At 28.9% G+C, this 24991-nt stretch carries 24 protein-coding genes; 4 read left to right on the top strand and 20 right to left on the bottom strand.

Features of this window, described 5'->3' with window-relative positions:
• Positions 1-29: 29 nt before the first annotated feature.
• Complete coding sequence (locus DR024_RS01035; RefSeq protein ID WP_111918042.1) at positions 30-785, bottom strand: methyltransferase; 756 nt, start codon at positions 783-785, stop codon at positions 30-32.
• Between the two features lie 208 nt (positions 786-993).
• On the opposite strand from DR024_RS01035, the gene DR024_RS01030 reads away from it, so the two are divergent.
• Entirely contained in the window at positions 994-1326 is a 333-nt protein-coding gene (locus tag DR024_RS01030) for a HesB-like protein (RefSeq protein ID WP_111918040.1), read from the top strand.
• Between the two features lie 45 nt (positions 1327-1371).
• Here the strand turns inward: DR024_RS01030 and DR024_RS01025 are convergent, their stop codons facing one another.
• The 13 genes from DR024_RS01025 to yjbM form a co-directional block, all read right to left on the bottom strand.
• Positions 1372-2415: a galactose ABC transporter substrate-binding protein gene (locus DR024_RS01025; RefSeq protein ID WP_081663516.1), complete on the bottom strand. Its 1044-nt coding sequence runs from the start codon at positions 2413-2415 to the stop codon at positions 1372-1374.
• A gap of 27 nt (positions 2416-2442) precedes the next feature.
• Positions 2443-3402 carry a substrate-binding domain-containing protein gene (locus tag DR024_RS01020; protein WP_055184086.1) on the bottom strand — a complete coding sequence of 320 codons (960 nt, stop codon included), beginning with the start codon at positions 3400-3402 and terminating at the stop codon, positions 2443-2445.
• Entirely contained in the window at positions 3395-5179 is a 1785-nt protein-coding gene (locus DR024_RS01015; protein WP_111918038.1) for a sensor histidine kinase, read from the bottom strand. Before DR024_RS01015 ends, DR024_RS01020 begins: the two co-directional genes overlap by 8 nt.
• 9 nt (positions 5180-5188) lie before the next feature.
• Entirely contained in the window at positions 5189-6787 is a 1599-nt protein-coding gene (locus DR024_RS01010) for a response regulator (RefSeq protein WP_027097133.1), read from the bottom strand.
• A 163-nt stretch (positions 6788-6950) separates the two neighbouring features.
• Positions 6951-7118: a hypothetical protein gene (locus DR024_RS17590; RefSeq protein ID WP_155849277.1), complete on the bottom strand. Its 168-nt coding sequence runs from the start codon at positions 7116-7118 to the stop codon at positions 6951-6953.
• Positions 7119-7126: 8 nt separating this feature from the next.
• The gene (gene mglC / locus DR024_RS01005) at positions 7127-8149 is read right to left on the bottom strand and encodes a galactose/methyl galactoside ABC transporter permease MglC (RefSeq protein WP_027097134.1); all 1023 of its coding nucleotides are present in this window, start codon (positions 8147-8149) and stop codon (positions 7127-7129) included.
• Positions 8150-8165: 16 nt separating this feature from the next.
• Positions 8166-9665: a galactose/methyl galactoside ABC transporter ATP-binding protein MglA gene (mglA, locus tag DR024_RS01000; RefSeq protein ID WP_055254407.1), complete on the bottom strand. Its 1500-nt coding sequence runs from the start codon at positions 9663-9665 to the stop codon at positions 8166-8168.
• Between the two features lie 88 nt (positions 9666-9753).
• Positions 9754-10788 carry a galactose ABC transporter substrate-binding protein gene (locus DR024_RS00995; protein WP_027097136.1) on the bottom strand — a complete coding sequence of 345 codons (1035 nt, stop codon included), beginning with the start codon at positions 10786-10788 and terminating at the stop codon, positions 9754-9756.
• A gap of 241 nt (positions 10789-11029) precedes the next feature.
• Complete coding sequence (locus DR024_RS00990) at positions 11030-11686, bottom strand: hypothetical protein (protein ID WP_049179488.1); 657 nt, start codon at positions 11684-11686, stop codon at positions 11030-11032.
• Positions 11687-11749: 63 nt separating this feature from the next.
• A complete protein-coding gene (locus DR024_RS00985) occupies positions 11750-13096 on the bottom strand; it encodes a vWA domain-containing protein (RefSeq protein ID WP_049179487.1) in 1347 nt (448 codons plus the stop codon).
• 17 nt (positions 13097-13113) lie between these two features.
• Positions 13114-14190, bottom strand: coding sequence for an AAA family ATPase (locus DR024_RS00980; RefSeq protein ID WP_049179486.1), 1077 nt, complete (start codon positions 14188-14190; stop codon positions 13114-13116).
• A 16-nt stretch (positions 14191-14206) separates the two neighbouring features.
• Positions 14207-14986: a hypothetical protein gene (locus DR024_RS00975; RefSeq protein ID WP_049179485.1), complete on the bottom strand. Its 780-nt coding sequence runs from the start codon at positions 14984-14986 to the stop codon at positions 14207-14209.
• Between the two features lie 109 nt (positions 14987-15095).
• A complete protein-coding gene (yjbM, locus tag DR024_RS00970; RefSeq protein ID WP_049179484.1) occupies positions 15096-15890 on the bottom strand; it encodes a GTP diphosphokinase in 795 nt (264 codons plus the stop codon).
• A gap of 135 nt (positions 15891-16025) precedes the next feature.
• On the opposite strand from yjbM, the gene DR024_RS00965 reads away from it, so the two are divergent.
• Both DR024_RS00965 and DR024_RS00960 read left to right on the top strand, forming a co-directional pair.
• Positions 16026-16700 (top strand): DUF2225 domain-containing protein, encoded by a 675-nt coding sequence (locus DR024_RS00965; protein ID WP_111918036.1) that lies wholly within the window; start codon positions 16026-16028, stop codon positions 16698-16700.
• Between the two features lie 84 nt (positions 16701-16784).
• Entirely contained in the window at positions 16785-17747 is a 963-nt protein-coding gene (locus tag DR024_RS00960) for a methyl-accepting chemotaxis protein (protein ID WP_111918034.1), read from the top strand.
• Between the two features lie 116 nt (positions 17748-17863).
• On the opposite strand, the gene DR024_RS00955 is transcribed toward DR024_RS00960, so the two are convergent.
• The 3 genes from DR024_RS00955 to DR024_RS00945 all read right to left on the bottom strand — a co-directional run bounded on the left by DR024_RS00955 (position 17864) and on the right by DR024_RS00945 (position 20754).
• A complete protein-coding gene (locus DR024_RS00955; protein ID WP_111918032.1) occupies positions 17864-18550 on the bottom strand; it encodes a metallophosphoesterase in 687 nt (228 codons plus the stop codon).
• Between the two features lie 7 nt (positions 18551-18557).
• On the bottom strand, positions 18558-18821 hold the full coding sequence (locus DR024_RS00950) for an EscU/YscU/HrcU family type III secretion system export apparatus switch protein (protein ID WP_049179480.1): 264 nt from the start codon (positions 18819-18821) through the stop codon (positions 18558-18560).
• A 64-nt stretch (positions 18822-18885) separates the two neighbouring features.
• On the bottom strand, positions 18886-20754 hold the full coding sequence (locus tag DR024_RS00945) for a transcriptional regulator (RefSeq protein WP_111918030.1): 1869 nt from the start codon (positions 20752-20754) through the stop codon (positions 18886-18888).
• Between the two features lie 128 nt (positions 20755-20882).
• Between DR024_RS00945 and DR024_RS00940 the strand changes: the two genes are divergently transcribed.
• Positions 20883-21512 carry a GntR family transcriptional regulator gene (locus DR024_RS00940; RefSeq protein ID WP_027097147.1) on the top strand — a complete coding sequence of 210 codons (630 nt, stop codon included), beginning with the start codon at positions 20883-20885 and terminating at the stop codon, positions 21510-21512.
• Positions 21513-21619: 107 nt separating this feature from the next.
• Here DR024_RS00940 and tyrS read toward each other — a convergent pair whose 3' ends face one another.
• The 3 genes from tyrS to DR024_RS00925 all read right to left on the bottom strand — a co-directional run bounded on the left by tyrS (position 21620) and on the right by DR024_RS00925 (position 24874).
• On the bottom strand, positions 21620-22840 hold the full coding sequence (gene tyrS, locus DR024_RS00935; RefSeq protein WP_049179477.1) for a tyrosine--tRNA ligase: 1221 nt from the start codon (positions 22838-22840) through the stop codon (positions 21620-21622).
• Positions 22841-22983: 143 nt separating this feature from the next.
• Entirely contained in the window at positions 22984-23394 is a 411-nt protein-coding gene (locus DR024_RS00930) for a hypothetical protein (RefSeq protein ID WP_027097149.1), read from the bottom strand.
• Positions 23395-23794: 400 nt separating this feature from the next.
• A complete protein-coding gene (locus tag DR024_RS00925; protein ID WP_111918028.1) occupies positions 23795-24874 on the bottom strand; it encodes a sensor domain-containing diguanylate cyclase in 1080 nt (359 codons plus the stop codon).
• Between the last annotated feature and the right edge of the window lie 117 nt (positions 24875-24991).

The following is a 24991-nucleotide window of genomic DNA, read 5'->3' as shown; positions in this document are numbered from 1 at the left end:
GCCGTAACTAATGGTTGTTCTACTATTAACTATTCCATCCCTTGGTTAAGTACTTCTTTAAATCCAGCTAAAACCTTACTTACTAGTTCTTCATCTAACTGCTCATAGAACTTAATATATCCTGATTGATCTAATGCTTCTGATAAATCCTTACACATAGCCATCCATGTCTCTGGTACATATACCCAAACTATTTCATCATATTTACAACTCAATAAAAAGTGTTCCATCCCAAAGAAGGAATATTCTTTAATATCATGTAATTTATTAAGCTTAATGTAATCTTCTACTACCTGCATAGATAGTTTATATTCATATATATCTGTATAAAAGAAATCAAAACTATCTTTTGAGGCATTGAATGCATCGCCTACTATAATTTCTATCTTTTCATTTTCTCCAAAATTTCTTTTATAAAGCTCAACTACATCCTTACTAATTTCATACACAACTACTTTTTCAACATCTTGCTTTTTAGCTAACTCCTGAGCTACATATCCTAATCCTAAACCTACAACACCAACTTTGCCAGTTGCAAACTTTATAAATTCATATGATCCTTCTATTTCTTTAGGACTTAATCTCATCCAAACTCTTTTATTTTCTCCTATTAACTCTGGTATTGGTCCAATAACATTATCATTTTTCGTATATAAGTATCCTTCAACTTTACCATTTAAAGAATCTCTTTTTAAAATTTCAAATCCCCCTATTGCTCCACTATCTATTTTATCTTCATACTCTTTTATTTTATCTATTATAAATTCTTTATTATACGGTAACATTAAATCAATTCCCCTTGCTGTAGTTATTTGTATTTCAAGTATAATAACTTTACATATTAGTTAAACTATACATGATAATATTATAACCATAACTAATAACTATGAATAGTATTAATATAAAAACTTCTTGAAAAAATTTGAAGTTATGTTATACTAGTTGTAGTGATATATATTATCAATTAATAGAAATTATAAGTAGGTGAAGTTAATGAAAAATCTAACTATAAACGAAGAAGCATATAAAGAATTTAAAGAATTCTTAGACGAAAATAAAGTTGAATCTTATAATATTAGAATCAACTTAGGAGGATATGCATGTAGCGGTCCTGTTTTTAATATTTCTGTAAGTGAAGCAACAGATGCAGATGTAACAGAAGTTGTTAACGACATTACTTTTATTATGGAAAAGAGCTTAGTTGATGAATTCGGTGGATTCATTATCGTTTCAAGCGAAGAAAATCAAGGTAGAGGACTTTCATTAAAACCAGTAATCGCTCCAGAAGGTAGCGGATGTGGAAGCTGCGGTGGCGGTTGTCACTAATTTAAGCATAAAAAGGATGTTGCAATTTTAGCAACATCCTTTACTCTATCTAATATATTCCCCTACATTTTCTTTTGTAACAATTACATGTGGAATTCTTATATATCTTGCATCTATACCGTTATCCTTATCTAATATACTTTCTGATGACACTCTCAAAGCAGTATCAAATATAGCTTTACCTTGTTTATAGGCATCACTAATTACTGTCCCTGTCATTTCTCCATTATCTATTGCTTTAAGAGCATCCTTAATTCCATCTACTCCTACAATTAAAGGCATATTATTTTTAATTTTAGACTTATTTAATACATCTATTGCTCCTAAAGCCATATCATCATTATTACTAATAATAAGTTCTACTTTATCGTTATATTTTTCAATCCATCTGGCCACTTTTTCTGACGCTTCAGTTCTTGACCAATTAGCAACCTCACTACCTAACTTTTCTACTTTAATTCCATTGTCTACTAATCTTTTTATGCTATATTCAGTTCTTATTGAAGCATCTTGATGTCCTTGCTCTCCCTCTAACATAACATACTGTATTTTTCCATCACCATTCTTATCAACATCACTTGGATTATTTTTATATTTTTCTATTACTATATCTCCCTGCATCATCCCTGATTGTTCTGCTTGCGCACCAACATAATATACTTTATTCCACATATTCATATCTTCTTCTACTGGCTCTCTGTTAAAAAAGATAACTGGTATATTAGCATTTTTTGCTTTATTAATTATTGTTGCCGCAGATCTTCTATCAACAAGATTTATGCACATTACATCATATCCTTGATCAATAAACATATCGACTTGCTCATTTTGATTATATTGGTTAGACTTTGCATCCTCTACATTTAAAGTTATACTATAACTCCCCTCACTTCTTTTTTCTTTTGTTATATTTTCTATATTAGATATAATGCTAGAAATAAAAATGTCATCTTGCTCATATACGCTTATTCCTATTTTTATATCATTTAAATCTTCCTCTTCATTATTACGGCTATTACATGAAATTAATGAACTATACATATAAATAGTTGATAATACTAATATAAATCTTCTCATACTCTTTCTCATCTTTATACCATCCTAACCATATTATTTCTATTTTATAAAAGGAAATAGTATTTTTTGATTATCATTCCAATACATATTACTTTTATTAATAATAGAAAAGTCTATTGTTTTGCCACTAGTATCTTTATTATTTAGTTTATCTACAGCTATCTTTACCCCCAAATAGCCTAAATTAAATTCATTTTGTACCGCAACTGAATTAATGATATCTTCTTCTAAATAAGATAATATTTTGTTTGTTCTCCCCATTCCATACAACTCTAACTCTAATTTATTTCCCTTTTTAATCTGAGCTAATTCTTCTAATATATCTCTTTCAAATGTAACTAAAACATCTATATCTTCTGACTTTATAAAACTATTTATCTGTTGACCAAAAGTACCAATATTTCTCTCTACATTTAACTCTTTACAATTATTTTTACTATAGTTCATTTCCGATAAAAATCCTCTGTACATATCCTGCAAATTACTTTTATTTTTATTAGTTACTATTATTCCTATGTTATTTCTTGTATTTCCGTTTCTAATAATTTCATCTGCAATCTCTTTACCAACTTCTTCATTATCACAGGATATTATAGGCATACTCTCAAAATCAGTAATCTCAGAATTTATTAAGACAATAGGAACATCTTTATATACTTCTTTAATCGTCTCAGTTAACTTATTACTATCTGATGGATCCAATAATATTGCATCCACCTTACTTCTAACTTCTTTTTTTATTAAATCTATTTGAGCTTCTACTTCATTATCATTAGCTAAAATATAACTTTTAACTTCTACTCTCATGTCTTTGGCAGCTTGATTTATGCCTTCTGCTATTACTTTTATATCTTCACTCTTGCTTGTATCCGATATATAAGCAATATTATATATTACTTCTCTATTATCACGTCTTAATAAAAAGTCTAGAATAAACAAAAATAGTATTATTGCTATTCCTATAAAAATTACAAATATCTTCTTCTTTTGTTTACTCATTTTTCTTGTTTCCCCCCTTTTCATAGTCATCATACTTTATTATAGGTATGTGTATTTTTATAGAGGTTCCCTCATCTGGCTCACTATTAATCTCTAGTCCATATATAGATCCAAAATATAATTTTATTCTTTCATTAACATTTCTTATTCCAACACCAGAGCCTTTTTTGCTAGCATGTACCTTTTTAAGCAATGATTCTACAATATCTTCTGTCATTCCAGGTCCATTATCCCTCACCTCAATAATAGCCTCATTATTTTCACTATAAGCCTTAATATCTATCTCTCCATCCCCATCCATATACTCCATACCATGATATATAGCATTTTCTACTAACGGTTGTACTACCAATTTGATACATGCTAAATCTAAAACATCATCTTCAGCTTGTATTTTATATGAAAACTTATTCTTATAACGTATATTTTGTATTGTTAAATAATTGCTTACATGCTCTAATTCATCCTTTAGCTTTATTACATTCTTTCCTTTACTTAAGCTTATTCTAAAAAATCTTGCTAATGCTGTAACCATAGTTACTGCTCCTTCATACCTTTCCCCTTCTACCATCCACACTATGGAATCTAATGTGTTATAAAGGAAATGAGGATTTATTTGCGCTTGAAGAGCATCTAGTTCAGTCTTTCTCTTTAACTCTTGCTCTCTAACTATATTATCCATGAGTAAATTCATCTGAGCCACCATTGAGTTTATAGCTTTACCTAGGTGTTTTACTTCATATGAACCTGATGTAGAAAAATCAATATCTCTTACACCCTCTTCAAATTTTCTAACTTTATTTTCTAAACTTTTTATAGGAGTTGCTATTCTAGATGATACTACTATATTTATTATTGTTAATATTAATACACCAAAGAATATAATTAGAACTAAAAATATTCTCATATGGCTATAATTTTCTGTAATATCCTTCATAGGGGTTACTGCTACTATCTTCCACCCAGTATACCCAACAGTTTTTGTTGTAACTACTCTTTCTTCATCATTAAAACTTTCTACTATAGTTCCATCTTCATAATTTACAGCTTCCTCATTATTTTCATTCATCAAATTGGAATAGATAAGCTGTTGCCTTGGATGATAAATTATCTCCCCCTTACTATCTACTAAATAAACATATCCTGATTTACTTATATCTATATTTTTAAATATTTGCTCTATCCCACTAAAATTCATATCTACTAATAATATACCTTGGCTTGTCTCACCATTATAGGTTAACTCTACAGCCCTACTTAATGAAACAACCCACCGATATCTATATGATGGATCTACAAAAAGATTCTGTACATGTGGCGTAGAAAAATGTAGATTTTCTTTTTTATTTACAGCATTAATAAACCAAGCGTTATCTCTAGGCTCTATGGATTCTTTTAATTCCTTAAAAGGATATCCTGCTACTATTTCTCCATACTTTGAAAATAACGTTATGCTTACAAGAAAATCTTTATTAGTTTCATATAATAAATTCAATTCATTATCTATACTATCTTTAGAAAAATCTACTTTTTTAATTACGTTATAGTACATTCCATCAGATATTTTCATTATATTTCTTAGGTAGCTATCTAAATTTAAATTTACCTGATTAACTATAGCTTTATTATTCTTAGATATTATTTCTTCATTTAATCTAACAAATCTAATATATAAAATTTCACCTAATGTAATCATTCCTATTACAGCAATTATTGTGAATGATATGGAAATTATGTATTGTATACTTTTGTTTTTATATAAATTTATCTTCTTCATAGTTATTACCTACTTAACGTTTCTATACTTTGAGGGAGATACTCCAAATTTCTTTTTAAATACATAACTAAAATAATTAGCTTCAGTATATCCAACTTTTTCTGCTATCATATATGACTTATAGTCTGTTGTATTAAGTAAATTTACAGCCTCATTTAATCTGATACTTGTTAGATAGTTTATAAAATTACTACCAGTCTCCTTTTTAAATAAAGTAGAAAAATAGGTTGGACTAACATGTAGCTGAGAACAAATAGCTTCAACAGATAGTTCAGGATTACTATAATTTTGGTTAATATATTCCTTTGCTTTTTCAATTAATAATTTGGAAGAATCCATTCTTTCTCTTTTAATTAAATTATTAATTCTTATTGATTTTTCTATAAACCACTCTTTAGCTTGATTTATAGAATTAAAATCATCTAAGTGACTATAACAATTAAAACCTTCCCCAAAAATCTCTTCCACTTTAATATTGTAAGCTTGTACCACTTTTAATAAGGATGTTGTTATTTCTATAAAATAAATTTTGTACTTATTAAAAGGCAATAGCAGCTTTTCTATTCTACAAAATAAGTTGCTTATAGAGTCCTTTATTTCTCCACCCGATTTTAACTTAATAACATTTAATAGCTCTCTCTCATCATTTTCATCAAATTGAAGTTGAACTGAATTATCTGGTTCCACATCTTCAATATATATAGCTTTTCCTGTTCCTAATACCATTCTGTAATGGAGTGCATTTCTGGCCATTTTATAGGAAAATCTAATTCCCTCATACTCTCTAACTATCTGTCCTATGCCGGCGGATACTTTCTGCCCTAATACTCTTTCACAATTTTTACAAACTTCATTCAATCCATTAATCAAATTTATAATTCCATCTTTATTATCTAAATTACTAATTATGATAACCTTTCCAGAATAGATAAAACTAATAGTTTCACAATAATTAACCAATATCTCATCAACTATTTGTTTAATTGATATATCAACAAAATCGTTTTCTTTGTGCTCATTACTAACTATAAGTTTATCGTTATATAGAACACCAATAGCAAAGTATGGAAAATTAAACTCTACTCCAACCTTCTTACCGGCTTGTACCCAACTGTTACCTTCTATTCTTCCCTCTATAGTCCCAACCAAAAACTTTTCTTTCATTATTGGAAGACTTTCAAGATAATATTTATTTAACTTCTCAAAATTCTTTTTTTCATTATACTCTTCATCCATAGTATTCTTTAACTTCTTTAAAACCTCAATTAATTCTATAGAATTTATAGGTTTCAAAACATATTCAACTACATTTATTTTAATAGCTTTATGGGCATATTCTAAATCATCAGAGCCTGAAAAAATTATAATCTTAGTTGATGGAGATTCCTTATATACATATTCCCCCAATTCCAATCCATCCATAAAAGGCATCTTAATGTCTGTCATAATTATATCTGGCTGAAACTTTTCAACTTTATCTATGGCATCCTTTCCATTTTCAGCATCACCTACTACTGTAAATCCATACTTCTCCCAATCAATCTTCTTTATTATTCCATGCCTTATTTCTTCCTCATCATCTACTATCAATACCTTATACAAGTTCATGAACCTACCTCCTATTTATGATAGATTTTTTCTTTTGATACATTTTATACCTGAAAATATTATCTCATCACATTAATATATATTCAACGTAATAATTTTATATTAAACTTATTTTTATACGACAAAAAGTAGAGAATATAAAATCCTCTACTTCTACTATCTATTAAAATATTGCTCCAAATAATATTGAGAACCCTAAAAGAACTAGAACTCCAACTATAAATTTGTCAACGCTTTCAACAGATACATCTATCTTTCCATATAAGCAATCTCTAAAATCTTTTTTTACTTCTTTTTCTGGTACATTTTCATCTGTAACTTCATTACTCATACTATCACCTACTTTTTAGTTAGATACTTTCTAACGTCCAATGAAACTGCTACTATAATAATTAAACCTCTTATTATAAATTGCCAATAAGCATTAACTCCAATGAAATTAAGACCATAGTTGATAACTTGAAGAAGTACTGCACCTATTAATACTCCAGGTATTGTACCTACACCACCTGTAAATGACACACCACCTACAACACAGGCTGCTATAGCATCAAGTTCATAGTTTAAACCAGTAGCTGTAGTAGTTGAACCAGCTCTACCTGCTTCCAAGAATCCAGCAACACCGTAAAGAATACCTGAAATTATGAATATTATCATTATATTCTTAGCTAAGTTAACACCAGATACGGCTGCTGCTTCTGGATTTCCACCTATTGCAAACATATTCTTACCAAGCTTTGTCTTATTCCAAATAAACCACATTATTCCTGCTACAACTGCTAAATATATTATTAAATAAGGAAGTTCAATTGGTCCTAACTTAATTGATCCGTTAACAAAATTTGTATATCTCTCATCTAAATTCGCAACTGGTTGTGCTCCTAGTGGAGGTCTATCTATATATAGACATGATATACCATAAGCAATAAGCTGAGTTCCTAATGTAATAATGAAGGCATGTACTTTAAGTTTAGCCACACCAAATCCATTAATTGCTCCAAAAATACCACCTATAATTACTGCTGCTAATAATGGTAGTATTAATGGTAATGCTGGTAAATCAGGATACATTCTTGCAGCATAAGTCGTAGATTGTAAAAGTGATGCTGATACAATTGCTGTTAGCCCTAAAATACGTCCTGCTGATAAGTCTGTACCTTGTAATACTATAAGTCCTGCAACCCCTAGTGCTAAGATACCACGAGTTGATGCTTGGCTTAAAATCTTTGTAAAGTTGCTAATTGATAAAAATGATGGCTCCTTTATTATAAAGAATACTATCATTGCTGCTAAAACTATATATAAAGCATAATTAACTAAAAAATTCGTTACCTTTTCTCTGTTTATTTTTGCTTGTTCCATCTTCTACACCTCAATCTTAAATATATTTAGCTGCTAAAGTCATTATCTTTTCTTGATCTAATTTATCTGTGTCCTCTATTCCTGCAACTTTTCCATTTGACATTACAAGAATTCTATCACATATACCTAATAACTCAGGCATTTCTGAAGATACCATAATTACACCTTTACCTTTATTAGCCAAATCAATTATTAGTTGATATATTTCGTATTTAGCTCCTACATCAATACCTCTAGTAGGCTCATCTAACAATAATATTTCTGGATTGGTTAATAGCCATCTACCTATGATTACCTTTTGTTGATTACCTCCAGATAAACTTCTAATGGCAGTTTTTTGAGTTGGAGTTTTAACCTTCATACTATCGATTGTCCACTTCGTATCTTCTGTCATTTTTTTATTATCTAAGACACCAAACTTACTATAACTATCAATATTGGCTATTGTTGCATTAAACTTTATATCTAAGCCACCAAATATACCTGTTGCTCTTCTTTCTTCGGTTAATAATGCAAATCCATTTTTAATTGCTGCTCTTGAATCTTTATTATTTACTGGTTTTCCATGTAGTAAAATTTCCCCACTACTCTTATGAGCTATACCAAATATAGTTTCTATTAACTCAGTTCTTCTAGATCCAACCAGACCTGCAACACCCAAAATTTCTCCTTTTCTTAACTTGAATGATGCATCAATTACTGATGGCTGATATGCACCTGTAAGATTCTTAACTTCTAATATTGTTTCTCCTGGCTTATTAGTTTTAGGAGGGAATCTATGAGTTAAATCTCTACCAACCATTAATTTAATAATTTTATCTGTTGTTAGCTCTTTTGCTGGCAACGTGTCTATCCACTTTCCATCTCTCATAATTGTAACATCATCTGAAATTTGAAGAATTTCTTCCATCTTATGAGATATGTAAATAAGACCACACCCTTTTGCCTTAAGCTTATTCATTATTTTAAATAAATGATCAACCTCTTCTTGAGTAAGAGATGAAGTAGGCTCATCAAGTACTAAAATCTTAGCATTATATGAAGCTGCTTTCGCTATTTCAACCATTTGTCTTTGTGAAACAGAAAGCTTGGCCATTTTTTCTCTTGGATCAACATCTATCTCTAAATCATCGAAGATTTTTTTAGTCTCTTCGTACATTATTTTCTGACTTACAATTCCATTTTTACTTGGATATCTTCCAAGCCATATATTATCCATTACATCTCTTTGTAAAACTTGATTTAATTCTTGGTGTACCATTGAAACACCATTCTCCATCGCTTGCTTTGGATTTGAAAACTTACATTCTCCTCCATCTATAAGAATTTTACCTTCATCTTCTATATAAACACCAAATAAACATTTCATTAATGTCGATTTACCTGCACCATTTTCGCCCATTAAGGCATGTACAGTACCAGGACGTACCTTAAGTTGTGCATGGTCTAAGGCCTTTACCCCTGGAAAGCTTTTGCATATATCAATCATCTCTAACACATACTTCGATTTTTCCATAACTGCTTTCACCACTCTTTTTGCATATTTTATAAGTTACACTATATTTTAAAAATATAGTGTAACTTTTAACTAACTTCTTTAAAGACTACTTCTTTATATATTCTTGATAAGGAATACGAACTGCTACACCTGTATCATCAAACTTATAGTCAGTACCTTCTGTAGCACTCTTACCAGATGCTAAATTCATACCACATTCATAAAGAGCTTTTGCCATAGCTGGAGCATCTTGAAGAACAGAACCTGTCATAAATCCTTTAGCTATCAAATCTTGAGCTGCTGCTGTTGCATCAACACCTACAACAGGAATAGTCTTAGCTGCATCACCATTGTTATATCCAGCTGCTTGAAGAGCTGCTATTGCACCTTGAGCCATACCATCATTATTAGCAATAACCACTTCAATTCCGTTACCATATCTTGATAACCATGCTTCCATGTTGTTTTGAGCTAAATCTTGTTGCCAGTTACAAACTTGGTTTGCTAATTCTTCTGTCTTAATTCCAGCATCATTTATAGTAGATACAGAGTACTTAGTTCTTGCAATAGCTTCTGGATTATCTGGTTCACCTTTAAGCATTACATATTGCATTACTCCATCACCATTCTTATCTAAAGATGGATTAGCTTTCCATTGGTCTGCAAGAATTTTACCTTGTAAAACACCTGCTTCTTGTGCATTAGTTCCTATAAATACAGCTTTATCATAAGCTTTTATAGACTCTGTAGCCGGCTCTCTATTAAATAAAACTACTGGTTTTCCTGCATCTTGTATCTTCTTAATTACTGTTGGTGCTGCACCAGTATCTACAAGGTTTACCATTAATAAATCAATATCTTTTTGTAGTATTGTATCTATAGTATCGTTTTGTATTGATTGGTCACCCTTACCATCAATAAATTCAAATTCAACCTTACCTTCATTTTCTTTTTGAATTTCTTGTAAGCTTTGACGTACTGTTGAAATATAAGTATCATCGAACTTGTATAGGAATACTCCTACCTTTACTGGATCACCAGATGCTGTACTTCCACCATCTTTACCTCCACATCCAACGAATAAGCCACCAATCATTAAAGTTGCTGTAGCCATAGCAAGTAATTTTTTAATCTTTCTCATTTTTTACCCTCCATCCATAATTGAAATCTTTTGAAATCTTGATTACGTTTTCATTTTAATTCTAATTTCCTTTTTACTCCATACAAAATTCTTAACACTTTTATCGAATTTCTAAGATGTTATATAAAAGCTGAGGCCGATATTTATTTTGCTTGTTCCGTCGCTGTACTCCAAGTAACAGAAATATAAATATCTATTACCATCGTACTTAAGGTAATAAAAAAGAGAGCCTTAAAGCTCTCTAAAATGTAAAATCACTATTTATGTACTTTTGATTAATTTCATTTATGTCTTCTAATATCTCTATCCAGTAATATTTTTTTATAATAGCTTTTTCCCTATCTTCTATATCTACTGAAGATAAGTTTTTATCATAAAATTCATTATAATAGCTATCTATATTGTTAGAAATTATCAGGATAGAATTAAAGTTTTCTAATGTTTTTCCTGTTAATTCAACTTTATATGATTGAGTTTTCATCTCTTCGTCCATTAAACTTCTAAAGTATTCTTCTATAGTTCCATATATATCATTAAACACTACATTATTTTTATCTATCTTTTTCTTACCAAAATCTAATATGGATATGTTCTCTTCATAAAAAGAATACTCATCCCAAAGGCTAACCATACTATCAGATAACTCACCATAGTTTTTATATAATTTTAACAATTCCATGTTATCTAGGCAACCAACCTTTATAGCATTATTTAATATTTCATTATTAGTTTTATTTGTAGATTTAATCTTCTCTATATTTGTATATGATTCTCTACCAATCCTATATTTAAATTTATAATTATTTATAGAAATATAAACGTTTACCAAAAAACTTATCAATAAAATAACAACTACAAATAACATATAGTCACCTGGTCTTCTGACCCTCTTAAACATATTATATCCCCCCTATTTTATTTAATTTTATCATAAATCTCCCCTTTTAACCATAGTTACTTTCTAAGTTGTTTCTCTATTCATATCTCTTACTACTTCTCTTACTAAATCTAAAGCAAAAACTTTGTCTTCATTTACCTTGCTTTTTTTATTTATTCTTTGTATTTCACCTACTGGATTCTTTAGTGAAAATTCTTCATTTCCAGTTAACACCCAAATAATTTTTTTATTTAATGGCCTAACCTTTAATTCCTTTTCACCAACTCCATCAGTAAAGTATATGACAATGCTATCCCCTAAATTCTTTTCTCTAATATATTGAAAAACTGGAGAAAATTCAGTTGAACCATTCTTTTCTGACCTTGGCTTTATATCCTTAGGAGACCTTAAAGAATATATTCTTCTAATCTCATTATCACATTCTACTACAGTAATTTTAGCTTCTCTATTTCTTACTATAGCTAATATTTCTACCATTATCTTTCTTATATCTTCATCAGTCATACTAGCACTAATATCTATAGCTATAATTAATTCAGGAATATGATTTGCAAGCTTTCCCCTTAAATCCATTCTATCGGGCTGTCTTCTATCTCTTCTAGTTATTGTTTTTCTATAACCCGATTTAACAGTAGGAATCATTCTCTTAAGTATATTCTGCCATGATAATTCTTCTTTCTCTTCAAATTTACTTATTAGCTTTAATATTTCATCTGGTTTCCCACTACTTTTAAGACTTAAAGCTATCTTTTTTACATTTTCTTTTACGTTATTATCACTTACATCTATGTTATCCCAAATTTCATGAGCCTTAGCAATATCTACTTCCCTTGCTAAACTATCACTATTTTTATCCTTTGATAACTTTTCTATTCGTTCTTCAATACCCTTCTGAATTTCTTTTGAATACTCCTCAATACTTCTATTTTCTTTTAATTCAATATTAAATTCTCTATTTACTCTATCTATCCTATAAGCTTCCATTGGCATGTTCTTTACAAACTGATTTATAGAAATATCTATAGCCATTGATATTACTTCATTGCTATATTTATTTTTAAGATCATTTACTCTTTCATAATGCATATACATCATGTGATATATTTCATGTTTAAATAAAGCTGCCATTTCTTTTTTATCACATTGTAGAAATAGTAATGGGTTAAAGTACATAGTAAACCCATTTATTTTGGGTATTGTTGCTAATGGCCATGTAATATCAACTCTTATTTCTCTTTCAATCTTTATCATAAAGCCACCAAAAAAGTTGTCTTCACTACTAAGCATATCTATTATTACTTTTCCAACAAGGTCAAAAAACTCTCTTTTAAAGTCATCTCGTATATCTTCATTTTTTTCAATTTTTAACGCCTTGCTAAACAAGGCATCTCTTTCTTCTATAAATGTCATATTATCACCTATTCAGACTATAGATAAATATTAAAGAAAGCATCTATAAATCCATCACAATCTAATAATTCTTCATATAAATATTTAGGATAATCCTTCTTTATTTCTTTCATTATTCCTAATCTTAAATCTCTAGGATATATCATTAATAAATCAGAGAATAATTCTATACTTGAATCTTTCATGTTATCTCCTAAATAGTTTAAGCAATTTTTAGCTAAAATATATAGTCTTGAATGGGACTCATTTAATAAATCAGCTCTTAATTCAACTGGTAAAACTTCATGATCAAATAAATCTTCCATTGATATTAATGGATTTTTAATATTAGAAATATAATTAGCAAAATCAGTAGATATACTTTCACCTACATTTCCTCTAACTACGTTTAATAATGTATTTATTGAATAGCTAGAACCTTTAGCTTTATATAACTTATAAGCCTTTGATATTCTCTCCCAGCTTCTTGGAGTAGCCTTTAAGCTTTCTCTTGAGTTTGGTGTATGAAGATATTCTGGGAATGTAGATATAAACTCAATTATATCAGGATGTATATTTCCATTATTCATCCCCCACTTTATCCACTCTTTAATATCTGATTCCATTTGTAGCCAAACAAATCTATCCTCTTGAGCTGGATCCATATCTACAACTTGATATTCACTTTCATAAAAACCTTCATATCTGTTAGATGGATTCATGGCAGCAATTATATTTACGCCTTTATCTAATTTATATCCATTAATTTCTCTATTAAGAATTAAATTCATAAGTTCTTGCTGAACTGCATGGTCACATCTATTTAATTCATCTATAAATAGTAATACTTCCTCCCCCTTTTTAACTGCTTCACTTATTTCAGCTAATTTATGATGAGTAGCATATACAGTAAATCCATTTATTACTGTTGGAAGCCCTCCAATTTCTCCTTCTTTTAAAAGGTTAGCATCAATAGTTACTAGATGATAATTGTATTCTTTAGCAACTCTATGAGCTAAGGCCGTTTTTCCTATTCCACTTTCACCTATAACAAGAGGTACTTCTCTAGATTCTATTACTAATTTAATTGTGTCTAATACTTCTGTAAACTTCATTTTTTCTTCCTCCTGATTATTTTGAAAGTATGTGATCTACCACTAGCTTTTTAGCTCTCTTACTACCAAATTCCCATACTAATTTACCTTTATCCATTTCAAGTACCTCTAAATCTAAGAAGTCTTTCATATACTCTTCATCTATATCATCTTTTTCTAACTTTTCCACCAATACTTCAACTACTAGTTCAGGTTCTATTGATTCATAAAGGTACTTTACTATATTTATGTTATCTCCAATAAAAATCTTCAAATCATCTAAATCATAATTGTTTATAAAGTGAATTGCTTCTTCACTTTTAATTATAGCTTCCCTATTTACTCTTAATGAAGGATTATTTATAAATCGTATAGCTCCCCAGTAATTATCAATAGCTCTTAGCTGCACCTCTTCAGATGGATTTTTTATATATTTAATAGAATCATAATCTTTTTCAACTGCAACAATACATAGTTCCTCACTTGGATCTTGTATGTATTGAATTGCCCATCCCTTTGTCTTTACAGCCTCTTCCTGAACTTTATATGATGGATTTTCTATTAATTTTAGTGAATTCCAAAGAAGTTTTACAGCCATTATTTGAAGTTCTTCTTCTAAATTCTCCATATATTCTATTGATAAAGGATTGCTTTTTATTGCTTCCTTTTTTAATTCAAAGGATGGATTATCTATAAACTTAATAGCAATTCCACTTTTCTTAACTGCTACCTTCAAAATCTCGTAACTTGGATTTTCTAAATTTTCTATAATCATTGGATTTTCTTTTACTTGTTTTAATAAAACTTTATCTTCCATTGCTTTTCTCCCAAAATATAATATATTATAATTTTATATTATTTAATAATTATTATCAAGTAATAAGATTAACAAATAAAAAGTTATTGCAAATTTGCAATAACTTTTTCTAACTGTCTCTATACTTTTCTATATCTTTCTTTATAGCATAAAGAAGATTATTTAATTCCCACACTTCTCCATCCTCAATCAATTTATTTAAAGCCTTTTCATGCCTACTTGCTTCTACTCCTCTGCCTAAAGATGTTAATGTAAGAATACCACTCATAATATTAGATATAATATCTGACTTAACCTCAAACAACTTCTGAGCATCCTTAATTTCATCTTTAATTTCAAGCATTTCTTCATCAAGTCTAAAAGCAGCATCTGCAGCACTCTTTAGTTTATCTTTTAATTCCTTAGGTATTTGTTGTTTATACTTATAATTTAAAGAATGTTCAATTGTTGCCCAAAAGTTCATAGATAGAGTTCTTATCTGAAATTCCGCTAAAATCTCTACCGGTCCACTTGCCATATTTACTGGATACTTAATTATCATATGATAGCTTCTATAGCCACTAGGCTTAACATTCATTACATAATCTTTTTCATATAATATCTGCATGTCTCTTCTGCCACGTAGTATTTGTACAACAGTGTCTATATCATCAACAAACTGACACATTATTCTTATTCCTGCTATATCTTCTAGCTCATATGCTACTCTATCTATAGGAATTCCAAATTTATTTACTTTTTCTAAAATACTAGATACCTCTTTCACTCTGCCTGTTACAAACTCTATAGGGGAATATTCATTTTTTCTTCTATATTCTTTTCTTATACTCTTCAGCTTTACCTTTAATTCCTCTACTGCTTGCTCATAGGGCATGAGAAAACTTTTCCAATCATTAATAGCCATAAAATCACCCTCGTATATTCCTTCAGATACATTATATCAAAAACTTATAATATTGTAGATAATCTTTTATCTTTAATAGATTTTTTAATATGTTATAATTTAGTATATATTATAGAAATATGTAGAGGTGTGTAAATGAAACAACTAGATATACTAGAGCATACTTTTGATAAAACAATAACTTGCCCTGTTTGTTCAAGTAAATTTGAAATCAAATGTGTAAAGTCTAAATCTCCAAGAATATTATCTAAAGATAGTGACTTTTTTATACGATATAAAAGTATTAACCCTTATTTTTATGATGTTTGGATATGTAACTCTTGTGGATATTCAGCAATGAAAATAGATTTTCTAAAAATAAAAAGTTACCAAAAAGATTTAGTTTTAAAAAATATAACATCAAAATGGAAACCTAGAATATATCCAGATGTTATGACTGCGGAACTAGCTATTGAAAAGTATAAGCTAGCTCTTATTACTGCTTTATCTATGGAAAAGCAAAACAGCACAATAGGGATGATATTAATAAAAATATCTTGGATGTATAGATTATTAAATAATAATCAAGAAGAATTAAAGTATCTTTCACAAGCATTAACTGCATTTGAAAATGCTTATATTAATGAAAACTTTCCTATGTATGGGCTTGATCGTGATTCCCTAACTTATTTAATTGGGGACTTGAATAGGAGATTAAATAATAATGATATAGCTCTCCAATGGTATTCAAAAGTAATCACTACAATTGGTGCTTCTTATCGCGTTAAAGAACTTGCAAGGACAGGTAAAGATTCAATAAAAGGTAACTAAACTTGAGAATTTTGTAATATTTTCAAGTTTTGTGACTTTTTTATGTTATAATACATTTTACAGGGATATAAAGGGAGGATTACTATGGGATTATTTACAAATAAAAAAACTACACCTACTTCTAATGTACCGGTTGAAAATACTGTTACTGAATCAAACACTACATCTGTAATAACAGATCAGGTAAAACAAGAAATTAATTCTTTAAGAAATACAAGCAATAATATTGCTTCATCAATAAACGAGGTAACTGATTCAGTAAATACTTTAAGTAACGCTACTGTTTCTCAAAGTCAAGAGATTGATACTGCTGCAACAATACTTAGAGACTTCAGTGATAACATGGAAAAGTTAGCTTATAATGTAACTAATGTTCAAATTAAAGTATATGATACTGATGAACTATCCAATAAAGGTATAACTTCTATTGAAAAATTAGATTCATCATTAAATGACTTGCAAAGTGCATTTACTGTATCAAGCTCAACAGTAAACGAATTAGTATCTAAGTTAGAATCCGTTAATACAATTACTGATTCTATTAGCCAAATAGCAGGACAAACTAACTTACTATCTCTAAATGCTGCTATAGAAGCTGCTAGGGCTGGGGAAGCTGGTAAAGGCTTCTCAGTAGTTGCAGGTGAAGTTAGAAAGCTTGCAGATAACTCTAAACAAGCAGTACAAAGCATAACTAAAATCCTTGAAGAAATTAAGAAGGATATACTTAATGCTTCTACAGCAATGAATAGAGGAAATGAAGCTATAAATATCCAACAAGAAACCTTAAGTGAAACCAAAGATAGCTTCCAATGTATAAAATCTTCTATAGATGATGCTACTAATGAAATTAATGATTGTATAGAAAACCTTGCTATGGCTTCAGCTCAAAAGGAAGAAGTATTAACTGCAGTAGAAAAAGCAAATTCTATTTCTCAAGAACATACTGCCTTAGCTGAAGAAATTGCTGCAACAATGGATCTTCAAACAAGTAACATAGAAGAATTCAATTCAACTTTAAATTCATTAGCAAAAAAAGTTGCTGAATAAATATATAAATATATAAATATATAAATATATAAATATATAAATATATAAACATATAAATATAACAATATATAAACATATAAATATATAAATAAAGAAGGTTTATTTCAAACCTTCTTTTATAATATCCTTTTAGGAGAAAAATTTATAAAATCTGCTGATGTTAATATATATTCAACTCCATCAATATTTCCATTTAAAACACGTGATAGCGCTACTCCATGCAAATGACCATAAATTACTTTCTCTACGTTATATTCTTTTAATATTTTTTGAACTTCAGACTCTTCAAACTTCTCATTTGTTGGAGGGTAATGTAACATCACTATAAACTTTTGATACCCAGCTCCTTTAGCTGCATCTAAAGATAATCTTAATCTAACTAATTCTCTTAAATATATTTTTTTATCCTTCAATGTAAATTTATCTGAACCGGGACATACCCATCCTCTAGTACCGCAAATTGCATAATCTTCATATACATAAAAGTTATTTTGAAGAAACTTGGTGTTCTCATATAATTTATTTAATTTTGTTATACTTCCCCACCAATAATCATGGTTCCCTTTGGAAATAATCTTTTTTCCAGGTAACTTATCAATCCAATCTAAATCTTCCTTACTTTCACTTGGATTCATAGCCCAAGATATATCTCCAGCAATTAGGATTAAATCATCCTCTGTAACTTTTTCTATCCAATTATTTTTTATTTTCTCATCATGTTGCACCCACTTCTCACCAAATATATCCATAGGTTTATCTGAACTGAAAGCTAAATGTAAATCTGATATAGCATAAATTGCCATTAAGTAATCACCTTTCTATTAGTTTATCTAAATCAGTAATATAAGCAATAACATGAGCTACAGCATCGTATAACTCTGGTGGAATATATTCACCTACATCTACATTGCATAAAAGATCTGTAAGTTCTTTATTATAAACAATAGGAACATCATTTGATTCTGCTTTCTCTATTATTTTATCCGCTATTACTCCTACCCCTGCTGCACTAACAACTGGTGCATCAAAGCCTTGTTCATAAGTTAAAGCTGCGGCCTTTCTTCTTTGCTTCATGTTATCCCCCTAAAATGATTCTCTTTTATATTATATCCTTAACCCTATCTGGTCAATCAAGATTCTAAACCTTAATATCTATTCCATTCATAGCTTTATCGTTAAAGAACTCTCTACAACTAGCTAAGGTTATATCTTCTTCTCTCATAGATACTTTAATATTAATATTAAATCCTAATTTCTGCAAATCATTTAATAATTTACTTTTTGATAGTTCTAAAACCTTAGTATAATTTTTATCACATTTTAACTCAACATCTAATCCTTTATCTTTTACAGACAAGAATCCATCTACTACTCCTAAATTAACAGTTTTTACTGTCACCACTATTTTAACATCCGTTCTATCAATCTTTTTGCCATCTTTTCTATTATCCTTGATAATTAACTTACAAGGATATTCAGTCATTTCTCTATTAATTGGAACATCTAAATAATAATACTCATTACTGATAGTATTAAACAATTTAAATTCACTTATATTATTTTTAAGTAATTGAATTACTTTTTCTGCGCCTTCACCTTCCCCCTTAGATGCTACTAAAAGTTCTTTTATTATGTCCTTTATACCATCTATCTTTTTGTTAATATCATTTTTTATAAGCTCATTTGCAGATAATATTTTTTTGTTCCCCCCTGTAATAACTTCTTGTTCCAAGGTAGTTATCGTCTTGTTAACAATATTATTACCTATTAATTTATCTTCATTAACCCCTTCATTATTTAACTCAAGTTCTTGAAATTTATATTCTATAACATCTTGTATCTTTCTTAATTCTGCTTCTCCCACTTCTATATCTTTTCCAAACAAACTACGTAAAACAATATTAACAGTATCCTTTGAAATCTCTTTTAGCTCTCCATTTTTCCCCAATACATCTTTCACTATATTTATAAATTCCTCATCTGATAAATTATTTATCTTACCTAAAGCAATATTATATTCATTTGTTGTAAACTGCTCTTTTTTTCCTATTAAAATATCTTTTATAGGCTCTCTTAATAAATTATCATCTCCACCAGTCATAGACTTAAGAACTGCCAACATACTTACTTTTCCTTTTGACATATCATTAGAATCATATAACTTAGATACTAAAGAATTATATCCTAACTTATCTTTATTTATTTCTTCCCCTAAAGCCTTAAGAGAGTTATCTAGATGTTTTTCTTCAATTTTAGAATTTGAAGTATTGTCTTCTAATTCTTTCATTTCCACTTCAATACCAGCAAAATCATTTTTTATATTATCAAAAAATTCTTTTAGTGTATTTCCATTAGAACTAAATAGTTTTTTAAAGCTTTCTATATTTTCAGATGTTAATTCAATATTATTCTCCAAGAAAAATAATATTTCTTCTGGCTTCAGATTCTTAAAATTAACAAAAAACTCTTTCAGAGTATTTATTATTTGTTTTCCTTGTTCACTTTCTCCACTTATTCCTTTACTATCAATATACTTTAATATAAAATTATCAATCTCATTATTGTCCATATTAATCTTTGTATTAAATTGAAGTAAACTCTTAACAAAAGTTATATTTTCTCTAGTCAATGGTATATTATGTTTCACCATTTTTTTTAGTATATCTACATCATCCTTACCTAACCCTTCCTTATCTATAACTTCTGAAAGGCTATCATTTGCAAGATTATTAGACTCTACTTCTTTCTTAACTATTTTTAATTTTAAATTTCCATCCTCATATCCCTCCACTTGCAATTGCAAAGGAACATTTTCTTCACTTTCTATACTTCCATCTATAGTTGCAGAAAATTGCCATCCATCAGCAAGTTTTACTGTGGCTTCATTTCCTTCACCCTTAGAAATAATTTTCCCACTAAATTTTTCTCCTACTTCAAAAGTTAACTTACTTGAATATTTTTTATTATTTACATTATAACTATTATTTACATTCCAAATTGCAGGCATAATTCATTCCCTCATTCTCTATTTGATATTATATTTATCGTGCTTAAGTAGTAAATATTTAACATACTATTATTTCTAATTCTTATATGGTAGAATTTATTATATAAAAGTTATGTGGAGGTATCATCATGTCAAGGCGAACAAATTCACCTGCCTATTTAAAGATTGCATTAGATATAGCATCAAGAATAGTAAATGGTGACTTTATTGAAGGTAAAAAGCTATCTGGTCGTTCAACTCTAGTTGGCATTTATAATGTTTCTCCTGAGACTATAAGACGATCTATCGCTTTACTACAAGATATGGACGTAGTAGTTGTTGAAGAGAAAAGTGGTATAACTATAAAAAGTAAAACCAATGCTAGTTCATTTCTTGAAAAATTTAAAACAAAAAATGAATTTGCTACAATTAAGCATGATATATATTCATTAATTGAAGATAAAAAGAAACTTGAAAGTAAACTTGAAAATAAAATTAATGATCTTATTGAATTTGCTACCCAACTTAGAAATGTAGGATTAATAGTTCCTTATGAAAGCTTAGTAGAACCTAACAGCTTAATTATTGGAAAAACTTTAGGTGAACTTAATTTCTGGAATAATACAGGTGCTACAATAATTGGAGTTAAGAGAGAAGGTAAATTATATCTGTCACCAGGACCTTATCTTGCTATAAAAAATGGAGATATTATTGTCTATGTAGGTGAAAGTGAAGTAATTGAAAACGTAAATAACTATATAACTTCACAAGTAAAATAGAAATTAAAATTTTATAATTTTCTAAAGAATAAAAAGGGCTGTTACACTAATTATTTAGTGTAACAGCCCACTTCTTTATACTTTTTATGAAATTCATATAATATAAACTATGCTAACTCAATTTTATTATAATTCTTTTTACCTCTTTTTATTAAAGCAGAACCATCTTTAAAGTCTTCTTCTGTTAATGCTCTAGATACCTCAACAACCTTTTCGCCATTAATTGATAATCCACCTTGTTGAATTAATCTTCTTCCTTCTGACTTAGATGGAACTATCTTATTATTAGCTAAAACATCAAGAAGTGAAGTTCCTAGTACATCTCTTGATACAGTAACTGTTGGAACATTACTCATATCTGCTCCACCAGAGAATAAAGCATTAGCCGCATCTTGAGCCTTTTTAGCTTCCTCTTCTCCATGAACTAACTTAGTTACTTCATATGCAAGAACCTTCTTAGCTTCATTTATTTGAGCACCTTCAAGTGAACCAAGTCTTCTTACTTCATCCATTGGTACGAATGTTAATAATGCTAAACATTTTTCTACATCTGCATCGTCAACATTTCTCCAGTATTGATAGAAATCAAATGGTGATGTTTTTTCAGCATCTAACCATAAAGCTCCCCCTACTGTTTTCCCCATTTTTTGACCTTGACTATTAGTTAGTAAAGTACAAGTCATTGCAAAAGCTTCTCCTTGTGCCTTTCTTCTAACTAACTCAACACCAGCAATCATATTAGACCATTGATCGTCTCCACCTAATTCCATTTTACATCCATATTTTTGATTTAATACGTAAAAATCATATCCTTGCATTAGCATATAGTTAAATTCTAAGAAAGATAATCCCTTTTCTAATCTTTGTTTAAAACATTCTGCTGATAACATTCTATTTACAGAGAAGTGAGTACCTACATCTCTTAAGAAATCAACATAGTTAAGATTTAATAACCACTCTCCGTTATTTACTAATATAGCTTTATCATCTGAGAAGTCTATGAATCTTTCCATTTGCTTCTTAATAGAATCAACATTATGTTGTATTTGCTCCTTTGTAAGCATCTTTCTCATATCAGTTTTACCACTTGGATCTCCTACCATAGCAGTTCCACCACCAAGTAAAGCAATTGGTCTATGTCCAGCTCTTTGCATGTGAGCCATAAACATTAACGCTATAAAATGACCAACATGTAAACTATCAGCTGTTGGATCAAATCCTATATAAAAAGTTATTTTCTCCTTTTCTAGCAACTCTCTTGTTTCCGCTTCATGAGTAAATTGCTTTATGTATCCACGATCCAATAACTCATCTAATACATTAGACATTTTTTTACCTCCTAATACAATTCCATTTTTCAATATATATTTATTAGTATAACCTTAATGACCTCTTTTATCAAGAAAGAAAAAGAGAGGGCTTCCCCCCTCTCTTTTAAAGCTAATCTATATAAAACGTAATTGTTTTCATTTTAAGCGACGTATTCTTTAATAAACTCCGGTATCTCTTCTTCTGCATAATTAATATTCATATACACATTAAAATTGTATTTATTTGATAAATCATATATTTTTTTAAATAAATAAGCTGTATCCTTTATACCACATGAAACAATGTTTAAAACCCCATCAATATAGATATTTTCTATATCATAGTTTTCTGAAATAATCCCACAAATCAAACCATAGAAACTTTCACAATCCATTATGCCAAATTCCCCTGTTGATATAAATCTAATCCTTCTGTCCACCTGCCTAATGTAACTGGAATCATCATCAATGTAAACTGAATCCCCCTTAGATCTTAATAGCTGACCATTTGCTAAATCAATTAGCTTCTTAGTTTTTCCTGAGCCTCTCTTGTTACAAAATACTTGAATCATTAGGACCACTCCTTATTTATTTTTTTACGATATAAATCGTTAGACTAATTATATAATATTCAGAATATTTTTACAATTTAAATTAAAAAAATATCCTTTTCTTCTAATACATTAAATACTACCCTAATCCCCTAGTTTATAACCACCTCTATATAGTTATTAATTTCTAAATAATTACTTGATATACGGCTACCTTTTCACCGATTCTATTTAACCTTAAACAGGATAATATTTATCAACATAAATTATACCTGAACTTTCTATCAGGAAACTTTTATTACCCTTACTAATATATATTCCCATTTTTTTAAAATATTTATCATTTAAATTCATATTTAAAAATCTATTTTACTTATATATAAACAATAAAAGCACTCCTATAAATTAAGAGTGCTTTTTTCTACTTCAAAAAATCTGATATTAATACCATATTCTTTCCCATTGCTTTACTTCTATATAAAAACTTATCTGCTACCTTTATTACTTCACTTATATCTTTTCCATCCTTAGGATAATATCCTATACCAAAACTTGCTGTAATACTTCTTGCTATATTATCTTTTATAACCTTATTATTCTCAACACTCTCTCTGATGGCTTCTATTCTATTATAAACATCCATTACACCTAAGACGTTATTAATATATATTATAATCTCCTCACCACCATAACGTGCTATTATATCATCAGGTTCTAACATATTTTTTATAACTTCAGTTGTTCTAATTAATATTTCATCTCCAAATTGATGCCCATATGTGTCGTTAAACTTTTTAAAGTTATCTAAGTCAACCATTACTATTGCATATTCTTTATCTGGATTTTCTTTATTATGCTTTTCTGCAACTTGAAAGAAATATTTCCTGTTATACACACCAAGTAATGGATCCATTTTTGCAGTCTGCTGTAACTCCCTATAAAGCATAGAATTTTCTATTGCAACAGCAATTTGATTTGCTATTGACCTTAAAAACTTTTCATGCTCTAAATCTAAGAAATTATAAACGCTATGTTCTACAACTATGAAACCTATAAATTTATCCCTAATTTTAATAGGCATCCCCATTGCTGATCGTATTTCCAAATCATATTCACTATAAACTCTTAGTGCTTCTTTAGAATTTATAAGATAACTCTTTCCTATCCTTATGTAATTATATTCATCATTGCTCCAACAAATATCCTTTTCTTTTATATTAGTAGCTTTAACCACTAATTCACCGTTCTCCTCTAGTAAAATTGTTGATTTAGAAACTCCCAATAAGCCAAGAATCATATCATTTATCATAGCAATTAAATTTTCATCACTTAAAAATGAATTTATATACTTACTTATTTCAACAATATTTGTTAAAGCATTCATATCTTTTTCTAACTTCATATTTCTATTAGATAGTTTTTGCATTTGCAGTTCAACAAAACTTTGATATGTTTCATATTCTTTCTTTAACTTCTCATATCTTTCTTTATATTCTCCCATTTTAACACCCCACCTAATATGGATTGAACTATAATATAATTTAATCACTCCATATACATATATAATACTTTATTTACCATTTATTTTCAATAACATCTAATTTTTTATTAAAATTTA

The organism is Clostridium paraputrificum (genome assembly GCF_900447045.1).
In the GTDB taxonomy this organism is placed as follows: domain Bacteria; phylum Bacillota; class Clostridia; order Clostridiales; family Clostridiaceae; genus Clostridium; species Clostridium paraputrificum.
Note: the sequence above shows the minus strand (reverse complement) of the source record. Positions and strands in the feature narration are given on the sequence as shown.

What these genes read in the sequence shown, in the direction of transcription:
- yjbM (WP_049179484.1), bottom strand. Translation starts at nt 15,890, where the DNA reads ATGGCTATTAATGATTGGAAAAGTTTTCTCATGCCCTATGAGCAAGCA.
- DR024_RS00930 (WP_027097149.1), bottom strand. Translation starts at nt 23,394, where the DNA reads ATGATTCAAGTATTTTGTAACAAGAGAGGCTCAGGAAAAACTAAGAAG.
- DR024_RS00940 (WP_027097147.1), top strand. Translation starts at nt 20,883, where the DNA reads ATGTCAAGGCGAACAAATTCACCTGCCTATTTAAAGATTGCATTAGAT.
- DR024_RS17590 (WP_155849277.1), bottom strand. Translation starts at nt 7,118, where the DNA reads ATGAGTAATGAAGTTACAGATGAAAATGTACCAGAAAAAGAAGTAAAA.
- DR024_RS01020 (WP_055184086.1), bottom strand. Translation starts at nt 3,402, where the DNA reads ATGAGTAAACAAAAGAAGAAGATATTTGTAATTTTTATAGGAATAGCA.
- DR024_RS01015 (WP_111918038.1), bottom strand. Translation starts at nt 5,179, where the DNA reads ATGAAGAAGATAAATTTATATAAAAACAAAAGTATACAATACATAATT.
- DR024_RS01035 (WP_111918042.1), bottom strand. Translation starts at nt 785, where the DNA reads ATGTTACCGTATAATAAAGAATTTATAATAGATAAAATAAAAGAGTAT.
- DR024_RS01010 (WP_027097133.1), bottom strand. Translation starts at nt 6,787, where the DNA reads ATGAACTTGTATAAGGTATTGATAGTAGATGATGAGGAAGAAATAAGG.
- DR024_RS00980 (WP_049179486.1), bottom strand. Translation starts at nt 14,190, where the DNA reads ATGAAGTTTACAGAAGTATTAGACACAATTAAATTAGTAATAGAATCT.
- tyrS (WP_049179477.1), bottom strand. Translation starts at nt 22,840, where the DNA reads ATGTCTAATGTATTAGATGAGTTATTGGATCGTGGATACATAAAGCAA.
- DR024_RS00925 (WP_111918028.1), bottom strand. Translation starts at nt 24,874, where the DNA reads ATGGGAGAATATAAAGAAAGATATGAGAAGTTAAAGAAAGAATATGAA.
- DR024_RS00985 (WP_049179487.1), bottom strand. Translation starts at nt 13,096, where the DNA reads ATGACATTTATAGAAGAAAGAGATGCCTTGTTTAGCAAGGCGTTAAAA.
- DR024_RS00995 (WP_027097136.1), bottom strand. Translation starts at nt 10,788, where the DNA reads ATGAGAAAGATTAAAAAATTACTTGCTATGGCTACAGCAACTTTAATG.
- DR024_RS01025 (WP_081663516.1), bottom strand. Translation starts at nt 2,415, where the DNA reads ATGAGAAAGAGTATGAGAAGATTTATATTAGTATTATCAACTATTTAT.
- mglC (WP_027097134.1), bottom strand. Translation starts at nt 8,149, where the DNA reads ATGGAACAAGCAAAAATAAACAGAGAAAAGGTAACGAATTTTTTAGTT.
- DR024_RS00965 (WP_111918036.1), top strand. Translation starts at nt 16,026, where the DNA reads ATGAAACAACTAGATATACTAGAGCATACTTTTGATAAAACAATAACT.
- DR024_RS01030 (WP_111918040.1), top strand. Translation starts at nt 994, where the DNA reads ATGAAAAATCTAACTATAAACGAAGAAGCATATAAAGAATTTAAAGAA.
- DR024_RS00960 (WP_111918034.1), top strand. Translation starts at nt 16,785, where the DNA reads ATGGGATTATTTACAAATAAAAAAACTACACCTACTTCTAATGTACCG.
- DR024_RS00950 (WP_049179480.1), bottom strand. Translation starts at nt 18,821, where the DNA reads ATGAAGCAAAGAAGAAAGGCCGCAGCTTTAACTTATGAACAAGGCTTT.
- DR024_RS00990 (WP_049179488.1), bottom strand. Translation starts at nt 11,686, where the DNA reads ATGTTTAAGAGGGTCAGAAGACCAGGTGACTATATGTTATTTGTAGTT.
- DR024_RS00955 (WP_111918032.1), bottom strand. Translation starts at nt 18,550, where the DNA reads ATGGCAATTTATGCTATATCAGATTTACATTTAGCTTTCAGTTCAGAT.
- DR024_RS00945 (WP_111918030.1), bottom strand. Translation starts at nt 20,754, where the DNA reads ATGCCTGCAATTTGGAATGTAAATAATAGTTATAATGTAAATAATAAA.
- mglA (WP_055254407.1), bottom strand. Translation starts at nt 9,665, where the DNA reads ATGGAAAAATCGAAGTATGTGTTAGAGATGATTGATATATGCAAAAGC.
- DR024_RS00975 (WP_049179485.1), bottom strand. Translation starts at nt 14,986, where the DNA reads ATGGAAGATAAAGTTTTATTAAAACAAGTAAAAGAAAATCCAATGATT.